13 protein-coding genes are annotated in these 15,558 nt (G+C 73.7%); 10 read left to right on the top strand and 3 right to left on the bottom strand.

All coding sequences use genetic code 11. The features are described from left to right. Nucleotides 1–108 precede the first annotated feature (108 nt). From G011_RS0116270 to G011_RS0116245, 6 genes are all read left to right on the top strand, one after another. Nucleotides 109–1,221 (top strand): class I adenylate-forming enzyme family protein, encoded by a 1,113-nt coding sequence (locus tag G011_RS0116270; RefSeq protein WP_019609416.1) that lies wholly within the window; start codon nt 109–111, stop codon nt 1,219–1,221. After that, the gene (locus G011_RS0116265) at nt 1,218–2,717 is read left to right on the top strand and encodes an aromatic amino acid ammonia-lyase (protein WP_019609415.1); all 1,500 of its coding nucleotides are present in this window, start codon (nt 1,218–1,220) and stop codon (nt 2,715–2,717) included. The genes G011_RS0116270 and G011_RS0116265 overlap by 4 nt, the downstream gene beginning before the upstream one ends. A 134-nt stretch (nt 2,718–2,851) precedes the next feature. Beyond that, complete coding sequence (locus tag G011_RS0116260; protein ID WP_013155714.1) at nt 2,852–3,892, top strand: ketoacyl-ACP synthase III family protein; 1,041 nt, start codon at nt 2,852–2,854, stop codon at nt 3,890–3,892. A 15-nt stretch (nt 3,893–3,907) separates the two neighbouring features. Continuing rightward, a complete protein-coding gene (locus tag G011_RS0116255) occupies nt 3,908–5,053 on the top strand; it encodes an acyl-CoA dehydrogenase family protein (protein WP_019609413.1) in 1,146 nt (381 codons plus the stop codon). Further along, nucleotides 5,050–6,537: an amino acid adenylation domain-containing protein gene (locus G011_RS0116250; protein WP_019609412.1), complete on the top strand. Its 1,488-nt coding sequence runs from the start codon at nt 5,050–5,052 to the stop codon at nt 6,535–6,537. Before G011_RS0116255 ends, G011_RS0116250 begins: the two co-directional genes overlap by 4 nt. Next, nucleotides 6,534–6,809 (top strand): phosphopantetheine-binding protein, encoded by a 276-nt coding sequence (locus tag G011_RS0116245; protein ID WP_026338360.1) that lies wholly within the window; start codon nt 6,534–6,536, stop codon nt 6,807–6,809. Before G011_RS0116250 ends, G011_RS0116245 begins: the two co-directional genes overlap by 4 nt. 22 nt (nt 6,810–6,831) lie before the next feature. On the opposite strand, the gene G011_RS0116240 is transcribed toward G011_RS0116245, so the two are convergent. Then, complete coding sequence (locus G011_RS0116240) at nt 6,832–7,818, bottom strand: aldo/keto reductase (RefSeq protein WP_026338359.1); 987 nt, start codon at nt 7,816–7,818, stop codon at nt 6,832–6,834. A gap of 337 nt (nt 7,819–8,155) precedes the next feature. On the opposite strand from G011_RS0116240, the gene G011_RS0116235 reads away from it, so the two are divergent. Beyond that, complete coding sequence (locus tag G011_RS0116235) at nt 8,156–9,430, top strand: activator-dependent family glycosyltransferase (RefSeq protein WP_019609409.1); 1,275 nt, start codon at nt 8,156–8,158, stop codon at nt 9,428–9,430. A gap of 78 nt (nt 9,431–9,508) precedes the next feature. Here G011_RS0116235 and G011_RS0116230 read toward each other — a convergent pair whose 3' ends face one another. Beyond that, nucleotides 9,509–10,768: an activator-dependent family glycosyltransferase gene (locus G011_RS0116230; RefSeq protein ID WP_019609408.1), complete on the bottom strand. Its 1,260-nt coding sequence runs from the start codon at nt 10,766–10,768 to the stop codon at nt 9,509–9,511. A 419-nt stretch (nt 10,769–11,187) separates the two neighbouring features. Here G011_RS0116230 and G011_RS0116225 point away from each other — a divergent pair, with 419 nt between their 5' ends. The 3 genes from G011_RS0116225 (at nt 11,188) to G011_RS0116215 (ending at nt 14,853) form a co-directional block, all read left to right on the top strand. Next, nucleotides 11,188–12,540, top strand: coding sequence for a nucleotide sugar dehydrogenase (locus G011_RS0116225; RefSeq protein ID WP_019609407.1), 1,353 nt, complete (start codon nt 11,188–11,190; stop codon nt 12,538–12,540). Nucleotides 12,541–12,544: 4 nt separating this feature from the next. Further along, the gene (locus G011_RS0116220) at nt 12,545–13,528 is read left to right on the top strand and encodes an NAD(P)-dependent oxidoreductase (protein ID WP_026338358.1); all 984 of its coding nucleotides are present in this window, start codon (nt 12,545–12,547) and stop codon (nt 13,526–13,528) included. Nucleotides 13,529–13,677: 149 nt separating this feature from the next. Beyond that, entirely contained in the window at nt 13,678–14,853 is a 1,176-nt protein-coding gene (locus G011_RS0116215) for a class I SAM-dependent methyltransferase (protein WP_019609405.1), read from the top strand. On the opposite strand, the gene G011_RS29925 is transcribed toward G011_RS0116215, so the two are convergent. Further along, nucleotides 14,840–15,558 (bottom strand): nucleotide disphospho-sugar-binding domain-containing protein (locus G011_RS29925; RefSeq protein ID WP_019609404.1); only part of this gene is annotated, 719 nt, incomplete at its 5' end. The two genes, G011_RS0116215 and G011_RS29925, sit on opposite strands and share 14 nt — an antisense overlap.

Below are 15,558 nucleotides of genomic sequence, written 5' to 3'. Positions count from 1 at the left end.
TCCGCCCCGGGCCGCGTCCCGCCGGCGGGACACCGACCCGCGGGCGCGCCCCATCCGCACAGCTCCCGGACCGGTCCGGGACACGACCACGATCGGATCAGGACTCACGTGGCGGTTGACGAGCTGACCCCCGGCGACCTCATGGCGAAGCTGCCCAGGGCCCCCGAACTCACCGAGCGCCCGTGGACGGTGCGCTGGGACGAGGCGGACGAACCGGCCGACCGGCTGTTCGCCGAACTCCTCCCGCCCGAGACGGAGTTCTTCACCTCGGGGAGCACGGGGCGGCCGCGGTCCTGGTTCCGCACCCGTGAGCAGCTCATGGACGAGGCCCGCCTGCTCGCCGACCTGGTGGTCGGCCACCGCCCGGAGGCGGTCCTGTCCTTCGCCCCGCCCCGGCACGTCTACGGCATGCTCGCCAGCGTGCTGGTGCCCGCCTACCTGGGCGTGCCGGTCTGGTACGTCTCCCAGTTCGCGCCGCTCCCGCCGGCGGACGGCCGCCGCTGGGCGGTGATGGCCATCCCCTGGACCTTCCGCATCCTGCGGCAGCGCCGGGAGTGGCTCGCCTCCGCCGAGCACCTGGCCTTCGTGCACAGCACGGCGGTCCTGCCGCAGAGCGCGGTGGACCTGATGGCCGGGCTGGGGGACCGGGCGAGCCTGGTGGAGATCTTCGGGTCCACGGAGACCGGTGGCGTCGCCCACCGGGTGTGGGGTCCGAACGACCCGCCGTGGCGCCTCTTCCCCGACGTCGAGTTCGGCGGCGGGCCCGCCGCCCCGGCGGCGGAGGCGCCCCTGGTGGTGCGCAGCCCCCGTCTGGCCCGCCCCCAGGACGGGACGGCGGGTCCCGAGTGCCGCATGGACGACCACGTGGTCCGCGTGGGAGAGCGCGGTTTCGGTTTCGCCGGGCGCAGGACCCGGCTGGTCAACGTCAACGGCCGCCGCCTGGACCTGGACGCCATGGAGGAGACCCTGTCCGGCGCCCTGGAATGCGAGGACCTCGCCTGCGTCCCGGTGCGCGACCCCCTGACGGGGGAGCACTTCGACCTGCTGGTCGTACCGGGGGAGAACGGCGTCCCGGGCGCCGACGAGATGGCGCGGGCCCTGGACCAGATCGCGTACCGCCCCCGGAGGGTGTGCGCGGTGGAGCGGATCGACCGCTCCGAGACAGGCAAACTACGGCGCGTGCAGCCGACGCGCGCCCGCCCCGAAGGAGTGGACAGTTGACGCCTACGCCGAGCAGCCTGGCCGAGGTCCTCCGCCAGGCCGGACCGGACGCGCGCATCGGATGGACCGAGGAGGACCTCTCGCGCATGCGCGCCAGCGCCACGACCATGGCCAAGCACCTGGCCGAGGGCGCCGACGTCTACGGCGTCACGCGCGGCTTCGGCCCGCTCGTGGCCTTCCCCGCGGCGGAGTCCGCGGGCGAGCAGGGGGAGGGGCTCATCTCCCACCTCGGCAGCGCCCAGGGCGAGCCGCTCCCGCCCGAGGTCAGCAGGCTCGTGGTCGCGCTGCGCCTCACCAGCATGCGCCGGGGCTACTCGGCGGTCTCGGTCGACTTCTGGCAGGAGCTCGTCGACCTGTGGAACCGGGGCTTCACCCCCGTCATCCCGCGGGAGGGCACCGTCAGCGCGAGCGGCGACCTCCAGCCCCTGGCCAGCGCCGCCCTGGCCTTCGCCGGGCAGGGGGAGGCGTGGGTGTCCGACGGCCCCGGCCGGTGGTCCCGCGTGCCCGCCGACGAGGCCCTCGCCCGACTGGGCGCCGCCCCCGTGCGCTGGAGCGCCCGCGAGGCCCTCTCCTTCGTCAACGGCAGCGGGGTCAGCCTCGCGGTGACCCTGCACAACCACCAGCAGGTCGAGGACGTCGTGCGCGCCTCGGCGATGATGACGGCGCGGATGGCGGACCTGCTGGGGGCCAACCCCCAGGCGTACGCGCACGGTGTCGCCGAGGCCCGGGGCCAGGCGGGCCAGACCGCGGTCGCGGCCTGGATCAGGTCCGACCTGCCCGCCGGAGCCGAGCGCGCGCCTTCGCGGCCCCTCCAGGAGCCCTACAGCCTGCGGTGCGCGCCGCAGGTGCTGGGCGCGGTCCTGGACCAGCTCTCCGCCGCCTCGCGCATCCTGCTGCGCGAGGCGGTCGGGACCACCGACAACCCGGTCAGCCACGGTGACGAGGTCCTGCACGGGGGCAACTTCCACGCGATGCCGGTGGGGTTGTGCTCGGACCAGATCGGCCTGGCCCTCCAGCAGGTCGCCTACCTGGCCGACCGGCAGCTCTCCCTGCTCTGCGCCTCGGAGACCAACGGGGGCCTGCCCCCCATGCTCACCCCCCGGCCCGGCGCGGGCAGCGGTCTGGCCGGGGTCCAGGTGAGCGCCACCTCGTTCGTCTCGCGCATCCGCCAGCTCGTGACACCCGCCAGCCTCACCGCCCTGCCCTGCAACAACGGCAACCAGGACCACGTGCCGATGGCGCTGAACGGCGCCAACTCCGTGGCCCAGGCGATCGAGCTGGCCTGGCTCGTCGTCGGTTCGCTCGGCGTGGGCCTGGCGCAGCTCGCCGCGCTCTCGGGCCGGTCCGAGGAGGCGGGGCCGTGGGCCCGGATCGCCGAGCTCAGCCCGCCGCTGGACCGCGACCGCCCCCTGGCCGCCGAGGTGCGGGCCGTGCGCGACGCCCTGGCCGAGGAGGCCGCGCGCAGAGCCGACCGGTGGCCCCTGCCGGAGCTGTGACGGCGGCCGGGGCGGGCGCGCCCCGGCCCTTCGCTACCTTCGTCCCGCGCCCCGGTCCGGGGGCGCGCCGCCGACCGGGCGCGCATCCGGGCGGGCCCCGGCCGCCCGCCGCGACCGGACAGGAAGGGTTCCCCTTGAAGACGCCAGAACTATGGATCCGCGGCCTCGGCGTGTACCTGCCGGAGACCCGGGTGAGCGTGCGGTCCGCGGTCGAACGGGGCCTCACGACGGCGGAGGAGGCCGCCGTGCACGACATGGTCGGCGCCGCCGTGGCCGACGACCTGCCCGCGCCGGAGATGGCGCTGCGCAGCGCCCGCGAGGCCTTCGAACGGGCCGGGGCCAGCCCGGACGACGTGCGTGTCCTGCTGTACGCCGACACCTGGCACCAGGGCCCGGACGGCTGGTTCCCCCAGTACCACCTCCAGCACCACCTGGTCCGCGGCGACGTCATCGCCGCCGAGGTGCGCCAGGGGTGCAACGCCCTGTTCACCGCCATGGAGTTGTGCGTCCCCCACCTGAGGGAGGCGCCCGAGGACGCCACGGCCCTCCTCGTCGCCGCGGACAACTTCGGCACCCCGGGCGTCGACCGGTGGCGGTCGGGCGCCTTCGTGCTGGGCGACGGCGCCTGCTCCGTCCTCCTCGGCCGGCGCCCCGGACCCGCGCGGGTGCTCGCGGTGGGGTCGATGGTCGTCCCCGAGCTGGAGCAGCACCACCGCTCGGGTGAGCCGGACTTCCCGCCCGCGGCGACCACCGGCTCGCTCCTCGACTTCCGGGCCAGGGCCCGTGACCACGCCCGGCAGGGCGAGCGGGACCCGGAGGTGAACATCGCTTGGTTCACCCTCCAGAAGAAGATGATGCTGCTGGTGGGACGGACCCTGGCCGAGGCCGGGGTGGGTTTCGGGGACATCTCCCGGGCGGCCTTCGGCAACCTGGGCCCCGAGGCGGTGGAGCACCGCTGGATGGAGGTCCTCGGCCTGCCGATGGAGCGCTCCACGTGGGAACACGGCCGCACCATCGGGCACATCGGCGCGGCCGACCCCTTCATCGGCCTGCGCCACCTCATGGACGAGGGCGAGGTCGGGCCGGGGGACCACGTCATCCTGGGCGGACTCGGATCGGGGATGACGGTCTCCTGCGCCGTGGTGAGGATCGCCGAACCCCCGTCCGGCTCCTGAGACGGAAGGGACACCGTGGACTTCGACCCGACCCCCGAGCAGCGGGAGAGGGGTGAGCGCGTCACCGCGCTCGTCCGGGACCGCCTCGGCGGGGCCCCGCCCCGCGAACACGACCAGCCGCTGACCCGCGAGGAGTGGCGGACCGCGACCGAGGCCGGACTGACCGGTGCGTGCCTGCCCGCCTCCGTGGGCGGCGGAGGGCTCGGCGCGCTCGACACCGCCCTCGCCCTGGAAGCCCTCGGTTCGGCCTGCCCCGACGCCGGTCTGCCCTTCGCGGTGGCCGCCCACCTGCTGGCCTGCGGCGTACCCATGCGCGAGTTCGGCCGCGGCCCGGAGGTCACCGACCTGCTCCGGGGCATGGCCGGCGGGGAACTGGTCGCGGGCAACGCCGCGACCGAGGAGGGCGCGGGCTCCGACGTCAACGCCATGGCGACCACGGCCCGGCCGGACGACGGGGGCTACGTGCTCGACGGGACCAAGTCCTTCGTGAGCAACGCGGCCGAGGCCGACGTCCTGGTCGCCTACGCGGTCACCGACCCGTCGGCGGGCTTCTTCGGCGTCACCGCGTTCGCCGTGCCGCGCGGCACGGCCGGGGTCACCGTCGGCCCGACACTGCGCAAGGCGGGACTGCACGCCTGCGCGGCGGCGCCGGTGACCTTCTCCGGCTGCCGCGTGCCCGCCTCGCTCAGGCTGGGCGCCGAGGGGCAGGGGAACGCGGTCTTCCAGTTCTCCATGGCCTGGGAGCGGGCCTGCCTCCCGGCGATCTACCTGGGCGCGATGGAGGACCAGATGGGCCGGGTCGCGGCGCACGTGCGCGGCCGCAGGCAGTTCGGGCGGCCGATCAGCGAGTTCCAGGCGGTCTCGCACCGGGTGGCCGCGATGCGCCAGAGGTTGGAGGGCGCCCGCCTCCTGCTCTACCGCGCCTGCTGGCTGCTCGACCGGGCCAGGCCGGAGGCCGACACCGCCGTCTCCCTGGCCAAGGTCGCGGTCACCGAGGCGGCCGTGGCCAACGGGCTCGACGCCGTGCAGCTCTTCGGCTCCTCCGGCTACCTCGTCGGCACGGGGATGGAGCAGCGGCTGCGCGACGCCCTGCCCGGCACCCTCGTCTCGGGCACGAGCGAGATCCAGCGCGAGATCATCGCCCGGGGGGAGGGCCTGTGAACCTCCAGGACCTGGTCCGCCGGTCCGCGCGCGAGGCGCCCGAGCGCACCGCGCTGCGCTGCGGGGGCCGGGAGCTGACCTACGCGGAGCTGGACGCGGAGGCCGACGCCATGGCCGCCGACCTGGCGGCGCTGGGCGCGGGCCCCGGCGAGCGCGTCCTGGTCTGGGCGGAGAAGGGCCTGCGCGCCGTCGCCGCGTCCCAGGCGGTGCTCCGGACGGGGGCCGTCCACGTTCCGGCCAGCGGCGCCATGCCGCCGGACCACGTCCTGCGGATCGCCGAGGACTGCCGACCGCGTGTGGTCTGCGCCGCCGCCGCGGACCTGGAGCGGTTGCGCGGACGCCTCGGCGCGGACACGGCGTTCCTCGACATCGACGCACCTCCGGCGCGGAGCGGGCCGGTCCCCGCCTGCACCGCGCCCGCGGACGCGCCCGCCTACGTGCTCTACACCTCGGGGTCCACCGGCAGGCCCAAGGGTGTGACGGTGAGCCACGCGGGCGCCCTGGCCTTCGTGGAGTGGGCCCGCGGGGAGCTGGACGCGGGGCCGGGGGACCGCTTCGCCAACCACGCCTCGCTCACCTTCGACCTGTCGGTCCTGGACCTGTACACCGCCTTCAGCGCGGGGGCGTCGGTCACGCTGATCCCCGAGGGGTACTCCTTCGCGCCCGACCTGCTCGTGGACCTCGTCCACAGCGAGGGCGTGACCGTCTGGTACTCCGTGCCCTCGGCGCTGGTGCTGATGATCCGCGACGGCGGGCTCGCCGACCGGCCCCCGCCTCCGGCCCTGCGCGCCGTGCTCTTCGCCGGGGAGGCGCTCCCTCCGGAGTACGCCCGGCGCCTGGCGGAGTGGAGCCCCGCACGGCTGCTCAACCTGTACGGCCCCACCGAGACCAACGCGTGCACCTTCCACGAGGTGGTGCCCGCCGACCTGGAGGACGGAAGGCCGCTGCCCATCGGCCGGGCCACCGCGGGCAACCGCGTCTGGGTGCGCTCGGACACGGGCGGACCCGCGGCTCCGGGCGAGGCCGGAGAACTGGTGGTGGACGGTCCCACGGTGATGCTCGGCTACTGGGGGGCGCCGCCCGTGGAGGGCCCCTACGCCACGGGCGACCTGGCACGCGTGCGCGAGGACGGCGTGTTCGAGTTCCTGGGGCGCCGCGACCACATGGCCAAGGTCCGCGGGTACCGCGTCGAGCCGGGGGCGGTGGAGGCGGCGCTGGAGCGCAGCCCGGACGTCGAGGAGGCGGCCGTCGTGGTGACCGGGAGCGGGGTCACGGCGGCCATCACGGCGTTCGCCGTCCTGAGGAGGGGCGCCCGGCTGGGAGTGCTGGGACTCAAGCGCCACGCCTCGCGGCACCTGCCCGCCTACATGATCCCGGACGCGGTGCGCTTCACCGAGGCGCTGCCGCGCACACCCAACGGCAAGACCGACAGACTGGAGCTCGCCCGGTGGGCGCGCGCTCCGGAGCGGAGGGAGAACACGTGACGAAGGACGCCAGCGAGCAGGAGGTGCGGGAACTCCTCCTGCTCTTCGTCCGCGACCGGTTCCTGGACGGCGACCCCCACGGCGAGCTGACCGAGGACTCACCGCTGCGGGAGTGGGGTGTGCTCACCTCCCTCAACACCGCCGTCCTGATGAACCACATCCACACCGGCCTGGGCGTGCAGATCCGGGCCGAGAGGATCGACCCCCGCGCGTTCACCGACGTCCGCAGCATCGCGGCGATGCTGTGCGCCGGGAGGACCGGGGAGGCCTGAGCGGCCCCGGCCCTCCCCGGGGTCACCAGGACCACGCCTCGGGGGCGGGGCCGCCCTTGCCGACCGGGGGGAACAGGGCGTCGATCCGTTCGCCGTCCCCCTCGCCGAGCCCCGTCTCCAGGGCCCGCAGCGCCCCGTCGAACTGCTCCAGGGTGCGCGGCCCGACGATCGTCGAGTGCACCTCCGGGCGTGACAGGACCCAGGCGATGGACAGTTCGGCGGGGTCCCTGCCGATCTCGTCGCACAGGTCCTCGTAGGCGGCGATCGTCTCGCGCCGCTCCTCCAGCGCCTGCATCGCCCGGCTCTTGACCGTCTTGACCGCGGTGCCCTCGCGCAGCTTGCGGATGGCTCCGCCGAGCAGGCCGCCGTGCAGGGGCGACCAGGTCAGGACCCCGATGCCGTACGCCTGCGCCGCGGGGAGCACCTCCAGCTCCACGTGGCGCGTCACCAGGTTGTAGGCGCACTGCTCGGAGACCAGGCCGAGGAAGTTCCTGCGGTTGGCGGCCTCCTGAGCCGCCGCCAGGTGCCAGCCCGCGAAGTTGGAGGAGCCGACGTAGCGGACCTTGCCCTGGTGGACCAGGATCTCCATCGCCTGCCAGACCTCCTCCCACGGCGCGTTGCGGTCCACGTGGTGCATCTGGAAGAGGTCGATCCAGTCGGTGCGCAGCCGCCGCAGGGACCCCTCGCACGAGGCGATGATGTGGCGGGCCGACAGACCGCGGTCGTTGGGCCAGTCGCTCATCGGGTTGAAGACCTTGGTGGCCACGATGGAGCGCTCGCGACGCCCGCCGCCCCTGCCGAACCACTCGCCGATGAGCTCCTCGGTCATGCCCTTGTGGACCTGCCATCCGTAGTGGTTGGCGGTGTCGAAGAAGTTGACGCCGTGGGAGAGGGCCCTGTCCATCATCGCGAAACTCTCGTCCCTCGGGGTGTTCACGCCGAAATTCAGCGTTCCCAGGCAGAGCCGGCTGACCTCAAGAGCGGTCCGGCCAAGGCGTGTGTACTGCATTCTCTCCCCTGTTTCATGGTGTCTCTCGCGGAGAAAACGGGACTCGGGGGCGGACGGGGCTCTCATCCGCTGCAGAAGCCCACGGGTAGGCCGCCACTTTTCCGGAGCGGGAAAGGCCGTCGGGGGAAGGCTTCCACGTTCCGGGGAAAGGCCGCGCCGGTATGCTCCGGTCCGGCGGATTCGGGCCGGGACCGACCCGCTCCCGGCGGACGAATGGCACCGTATCCCGGGCCCCGTGAACTCGACGCGGCCGAGGGCCCCTCCTCCGCCGCCGAGCCGCGCGGCGCCCGCCCCGGTCCCGGAAGCGGGTTCGGCCCTCCATCTGGGAGATGACCCCTTGCGTGTACTACTCGCCTCCTACGCGGAGAAGACGCACTTCATCGGCATGGTGTCCCTGGCGTGGGCGCTGCGCGCCGCCGGGCACGAGGTGCGCGTCGCCAGCCAGCCCGGACTGGCGGGGTTCCTGAGGGGTGCGGGTCTGCCCGCCGTCCCGGTCGGGCGGGACCACCTGCTGCGCGAGCGGTTCGAGCTGGTGACGCAGTGGGGCGAGGGCGATGCCCCGGGGCTGTTCGACGTGGGGGAGAGCTGGCCCGGCGACCTGTCCTGGGACGAGATGCGCTGGGGCCTGCGCGACACCGCGGCCTGGTGGTGGCGCATGGTGAACGACCCGATGCTGGAGGACCTGGTCGCCTTCTGCCGCGAGTGGCGCCCCGACCTGGTCGTGTGGGAGGCGATGACGTTCTCGGCGGCGGTCGCCGCGGAGGCGTGCGGTGCGGCGCACGTGCGCTTCCTGTGGAGCCTGGACCTGTTCGCCGCGATGCGCGAACAGTACCTGCGCCACATGGAACGACAGCCCCCACAGGAGCGGGACGACCCCCTCGCCGCGTGGCTGGGCGACCGCGCCGCCCGCCACGGCGTGGACTTCTCCGAAACCCTCGTCCGCGGCCAGGCCACCCTGGACTACCTGCCCGCCTCCCTGGGCGTGCCCGCCCCCACCGGCGCCCACCGCCTGCCCATCCGCTACGTGCCCTACAACGGACGCGCCGTCGTCCCCGACTGGCTGCGCACACCCCCCACCCGCCCCCGCGTCTGCCTCAGCGTGGGGAGCAGCACGACCGAGTGGTTCGGCGGGCACACGTTCTCCCTGGCCGAGGTGGTGCGCGGCCTCGGCGAACTGGACGCGGAGGTGGTCGCGACCCTGCCCCCCGAGGAGGAGGCCGCACTCGGCGCGGTTCCGGACAACGTGCGGCTGGTGGGGTACGCCCCCCTGCACGTCCTGGCCCCCACCTGCGACGTCATGATCACCCACGCGGGGCCGGGGACCCTGTGCTCCGGGCTCTCCCACGGTGTTCCCCAGCTCCTCGTCCCCGGCCCCCGCCTCGACGCCCCCCTGCTCGCGCGGCTGGTGGAGCGGGAGGGGGCCGGGCTGGTGGTGCCGTCGGGCGAGGCGGGGGCCGACAGCGTCCGCGACGCGACCCGGCGCCTGTTGGAGGACCCCTCCCACGTCGGGGCGGCGCGGCGCCTGCGCGGGGAGATGGCCGCCATGCCCTCGCCCGCGGAGGCGGTGCGCGGCCTGCCCCGCGTCCTGGAGGGTCTGGGCGCCTCCGTCTGAGGGACGGTCCCGCCAGCGGGACAACGGGTGACCCGTGGCGGCGGTGTCTGAGCGTTCCCTCGGGCCGTGGGTCGTGCTTCAGGTGCGGGTGAGGCCGGTGAGGGTGTGGGCGAGGTCGGCGGGGGTGGGCATGGCGTCCATGCGTGCGCGCAGGGCGTGGGCGGCGCTGGTGTGGCGGGGGTCTTCGAGGAGGTCGCGTACGCCGGCGGTGACGGTGGCGGCGTCCATGCGGTCGGGGTCCACGACCCTGCCCGCCCCGGCCCCCTCCACCAGCCCGGACAGCAGGACCGTGTCGAACATGTGCGCGTTGGGTGACATGAGTTGCGGGACTCCGTGGGCGAGGCCGGTCAGGACGGTGCCGGGGCCGCCGTGGGTGACCATGGCGGCGCAGGTGGGGGCCAGGGCGTGCAGGGGCACGTACTCGACCAGGCGGGCGTTGCCGGGGACAGTGCCGAGCTTCTCCTGCTCACTGGCGGGCAGGGTGGCCACGACCTCCACGTCCAGCTCGGCCAGACCCTCCAGGATCTCCCCGGCGGAGACCCGGTGACCGCCGTACCACTCGTTCGCGCTGGTCCCGAGGCTGAGTCCGATCCGGGGCCGGTCGGGTTGTGTGCGCAGCCAGTGGGGGACGACGGCGCGTCCGTTGTAGGGCACGTAGCGCACCGGCAGGTAGTCCAGGTGCGGGGGCGTGTCCACCCTGAGCGGGGAGGGCACCTGTTCGATGGTGGCCTGTCCGTGGACCAGGGTCTCGGAGAAGTCCACCCCGTACCGGGCCGCTCTGGCCCCCAGCCACGCGGCCAGGGGGTCCTCCCGCTGTGAGGCGGGCTGCTCGCCCATCCGCGCCAGGAACCGCGCGCGGGTGCGGGCGAAGATGTCGGCCCCCCACAGGTAGCGCACGTGCGCGGCCCCGCACGCCTCGGCGGCGATCGCCCCGGAGAAGGTGATGGGCTCCCACACGACCAGGTCGGGGCGCCATTCCCGGCAGAGGGCGACCAGGTCGTCGACCATGGGGTCGTTGACCATCCGCCACCACCACTGCACGGTCAGGCGGTAGCCCTCCAGGAGGTAGTCCCAGGTCAGGACCTCGTCACGGTCCTCGGCCATGTCGAAGTCGTCGCCCTCCCCGCCGGTCATCGCGTGGTACTGCCGCATGACCCGGCGCAGGAGGTGGTCCCTGCCCACGGGGGAGAAGGGCAGGCCCGTCCCGGTGACCACCGCCTCCAGCTCGGGCTGGCTGGCCACCCGGACCTCGTGCCCGGCGGCGCGCAGCGCCCACGCCAGGGGCACCAGCCCCAGGAAGTGGGTCCGCTCCGCCTGCGTCGCGATCAGCACGCGCACGGCCGTCGCCTCCGTCCTTCGTGTGCGGTCCCGCGCACCGGGTCGGGAACCGGGGCGCTCCCGGTTCCGCCGCCCCCCGTGGCGGGCCTGTTACCTTTCCGGCGGGCGGTCCAATCACCGCGCAACCGGGTTTGCCAAGAGCCGCTTCCGCGCGGATATCATTGCCCAGCCGATCCGGCCGGTGCTTTATCCGTCCTCGACAAAGGGGATTGTAGAGAAGCTGGCTGTTCCGATTCCGACGATGATTCCCTCGATGTTGCCCCGTGCGTCCCTGGCCACGGGAAGTAGTGAAGAAAGAGTGGGAGAATCCGGCCTCCGGGCCAGGTGAATGGCCGGGTACGGAACCCGACTTTTCTCGTCAAGGCCCCTCCGGGCCTGTTTTCCCTGTAGCGCCGGGCTGAGAGTCGAATGGAGATCGTATGCGTTTCCTGCTGGACCGGGAGGAGATCACCGTCTCGGTCGTCGGCCTGGGGTACGTGGGGTCGTGCGTGGCCGCCAGCCTGGCGTCCAACGGGGTGAACGTCGTGGGCGTCGACGTGGACGCCCACCCGGTCGAGGAGATCGAGGCGGGCCGCTGCCACCTCAAGGAGCCCGGGTTGCCCGAACTGGTGGCCCGGGGGCGGGGCTCCGGGCGCCTGCGCGCCACGACCGACTACTCCGCGATCTCCTCGGCGGACGTGGTCGTCGTCGCGGTCGGCACGCCGGTCCGGGAGGACGGCACCCTCGTCGAGACCCAGATCAGGAGCGCGGCCGCCGAGGCGGGCCGCCACCTGCGCCGCGGGCAGCTCCTCGTCTTCAAGAGCACGGTTCCCCCGGGCACGACCCGTGACCTCGTCGTCCCCCTGCTGGAGAGCGGCGGGCTGACGTGCGGCGAGGACTTCGGTCTGGCCTTCTGCCCCGAGCGGCTGTCGCAGGGCAGCGCCCTGGCGGAGATCCAGGAGCTGCCCGTGGTCGTCGGCGGGTGGGACGCGGAGAGCGGGGCCGCCGCCGCGAGGTTCTGGGAGTCCCGGCTCGGCGTGCGGACCGTCGTCTGCTCCTCCATGGAGGCCGCCGAGACGGTCAAGCTCCTCAACAACTGGTGGATCGACCACAACATCGCCCTGGCCAACGAGCTGGCCCGCTTCTGCACGTCGATCGGGGTGGACGCGATGGAGGTCATCGCCGCCACCAACGAGGTGCCCAAGGGCGGAGGGACCATCAACGTCCTCTCCCCGGGGGTCGGCGTCGGAGGCTCCTGCCTGACCAAGGACCCCTGGATGCTGTGGCGCTCCGCCCGGGACAGGGGCGTGCACCTGGGAACCGTCGTCTCGGCCCGCGGCGCCAACGACGCGATGCCCGGCTACGTCGCGGGGCTCGTCACCGAGGGGCTGGACGCGCTGGGAACCCCCGCCGAGCGGGCCCGCGTGGCCGTGATCGGGCTGTCCTTCAAGAACAACACCGGCGACCTGAGGTCCACGCCGACCCTGCCCGTGGTCGCCGCGCTGCGCGACGCCGGGGCCGACGTGGCGGTGTTCGACCCGCTCGCCGACCCGGACGAGGTCCGCAAGACGTTCGGCCTGGAGCCCTCCCCCTCGGCGGAGGCGGCCGCGACCGGGGCCCACTGCCTCGCCGTGCTCGCCTGGCACGACGAGTTCGCCGCACTGGACATGGCGGCCCTGCGCCGCCTCACGGCGCGGGAGTGCCTCCTCCTGGACGGCAGGGCCCACTTCGACGACCAGACCGTCGAGTCCCTGACGGGGCTCGGTTTCACCTACCGAGGGATCGGACGGTAGACACGTGGCACGCGCCGTAGTGACCGGAGGGAACGGCTTCGTCGGAAGCCACCTCGTCGACCGGCTCCTCGCCAGGGGCGACGAGGTCGTGGTCTTCGACACGAGGGGGGCCCGGCCCGCGCCCGCCCCCTCATGGAAGGAGGTCGAGTACGTCCGGGGCAGCGTCAGTTCCTCCGAGCAGCTCGCCAAGGCGGTCCGCGGGGGCGTGGACGTGGTCTACCACCTCGCCGCCGTGGTGGGGGTGGACCGTTACCTGGAGTCCCCCATGGAGGTCATCGACGTCAACTTCACGGGGACGCGCAACGTCCTGGACCTGGCCGAGCGCGCCGGGGCCAAGGTGGTCTTCGCCAGCACCAGCGAGGTGTTCGGCAAGAACCCCGACGTCCCCTGGAAGGAGGACGCCGACCGGGTCCTCGGCACGACCTCGGCGAGCAGGTGGAGCTACTCCTCCAGCAAGGCCCTGGCCGAGCACCTGACGTTCGGCTACATGGGCCGGGGGCTCAACGCCTCCATCGTCCGCTACTTCAACCTCTACGGGCCGCGCCAGCGCCCCGCCTTCCTCGTCAGCCGCAGCCTCCACCGCGCCCTGCGCGGCGAGCCCCCCGTCGTCTACGACGAGGGCGGCCAGACCCGCAGCTTCACCTACATCGACGACGCCGTCGAGGCGACGGTCCAGATCGGCACCCGTCCGGAGGCGGACGGCGAGTGCTTCAACGTCGGCAGCTCGGACGAGGTCACCATCCGCGAGGCCGTGGACCTGATCGTGGAGCTGACCGGCGGCAAGGTCGTCCCGACCTCGATCGACACGCGCGACAGGTTCGGGCACTCCTACCAGGACCTGGACCGGCGCATCCCCGACGCGGGGAAGATCCGCTCGCTCCTGGGCTGGAAGAGCACCACCTCGCTGCGGGAGGGGGTCGCCCGGACCATCGAGTGGGCCGAGGAGAACCCCTGGTGGCTCGAACAGCCGGAGAACACCACCGGCTGACCCCGCCGCGGCCGGTGCGCCACCGCCCCGCCCGCGCCCGGGCCGCCGAGTCCGGCGCGCCCGTCCGACGACGTCCGTGAGAAGCCGAGGAGTTGAGGTTGGTCCCCACCACCACGTGCCGTGTCTGCGAAGGAACGGTCACCCAGTTCATGGACTTCGGCCGCCAGCCGCTGTCCGACGCCTTCCGGGCGCCCGACGACACGAGCGAGGAGTTCTTCTACCGGCTCGCGGTCGGGCTCTGCCCGGACTGCCAGATGGTGCAGTTGATGGAGGAGGTGCCCCGGGAACGCATGTTCCACGAGGGGTACCCGTACTACTCCTCGGGCTCCACCGTGATGCGCTCCCACTTCGAGGCGACCGCCGAGAAGCTCCTCGCGGAGCACCTGACCGGCTCCGACCCCTTCGTGGTCGAGCTGGGGTGCAACGACGGCGTCATGCTGGAGACGGTGGCCCGCGCGGGCGTGCGCCACCTCGGGATGGAGCCCTCCGGAGCCGTGGCCGAGGTCGCCCGCGGCAAGGGCGTGCGCGTGCGCAACGCCTTCTTCGAGAAGGCGACGGCCCTGGAGATCCTGGCCGAGGACGGGCCCGCCGACGTCGTCTACGCGGCCAACACCTTCTGCCACATCCCCTACGTGGACTCGGTACTGGAGGGGATCGGGGAGCTGCTGTCCCCCGGGGGCGTGTTCGTCTTCGAGGACCCCTACTTCGGTGACGTGAGCGAGAAGGCGTCCTTCGACCAGTTCTACGACGAGCACTTCTTCCTGTTCACCGCATCCTCCGTGCGCAACATGGCGCGCAGGTTCGGCCTGGAGCTGGTCGACGTCGAGCGTCTGCCCACGCACGGGGGCGAGCTGCGCTACACCCTGGCACGCGAGGGCTCCCGGGCCGCCTCCCCCGCCGTGGAGGCGATCCTGGAGGAGGAGGGGAAGCGGGAGCTGACCTCCCCGGAGTCGCTGGCCTCCTTCGCGGACCAGGTGCGGGGCAACTGCGACCGGCTCGTGGAGGAACTGCGCTCGCTGCGCGACCAGGGCCTGCGCGTGGTGGGCTACGGCGCCACCGCCAAGAGCGCGACCGTGCTCAACTTCTGCGGGATCGGCCCCGACCTGCTGGAGTTCGTCTGCGACACCACGCCGGCCAAGCAGGGGCGCCTGACGCCGGGCTCCCACGTGCCGGTGCGCGACCACGGCGCGTTCACGGCCTCCTACCCCGACCGCGCCCTCCTGCTGGCCTGGAACCACGCCGAGGAGATCATGGCCAAGGAGGAGGGGTTCCGCGAGGCCGGGGGACGCTGGATCCACTACGTCCCGGACGTCACCACCGTGTGAGGTCCACCCGCCCGCCCTCCCCCGCGGCCCGCGCCAGCCGGCGCGCGACGTCGGCGGGGGAGGGCATGGCGTCCACCTCCCCGCGCAGGCGTCGCGCGGCCTCGGTGTGGGAGGGGTCCTCCAGCAGCCTCCGGGTGCTCTCCCGGACGGCCTCGGGGGTGACCCGGGCGGGGTCCACGACCACCCCCGAGCCCTGCGCGGCCACCAGTGAGGCCAGCAGGGGCTCGTCGTACATGTGGTGCGGCACGGCCGACTGCGGGACCCCGTGCACCAGGCCGGACATCACGGTGCCCGCCCCGCCGTGGGTGATCATGCCGGCGCAGGTGGGGGTCAGGGCGTGCAGGGGGACGTACTCGACCAGGCGGGCGTTGCCGGGGACGGTGCCGAGCTTGTCCTGTTCGCGGGCGGGCAGGGTGGCCACGACCTCCACGTCCAGGTCGGCCAGGCCCTCCAGGAGGGTCGCGACGTCGACCGTGTAGCCGCCCAGGCGCTGGGTGGCCGTCGTGCCGAGGCTGAGACAGACGCGGGGGCGGGTGGGGGGTGTGCGCAGCCAGTCGGGGACGACGGCGCGTCCGTTGTAGGGCACGTAGCGGATGGGCAGGCGGTGGGTGCCGGTGGGGGCGGGCACGCCCAGGGAGGCGGGCAGGTAGTCCAGGGTGGCCTGGCCGCGGACGAGGGTTTCGGAGAAGTCCACGCCGTGGCGGG

It is taken from the genome of Nocardiopsis sp. CNS-639 (genome assembly GCF_000381685.1).
In the GTDB taxonomy this organism is placed as follows: domain Bacteria; phylum Actinomycetota; class Actinomycetes; order Streptosporangiales; family Streptosporangiaceae; genus Nocardiopsis; species Nocardiopsis dassonvillei.
This window is presented reverse-complemented; position numbering and strand designations above follow the sequence as displayed.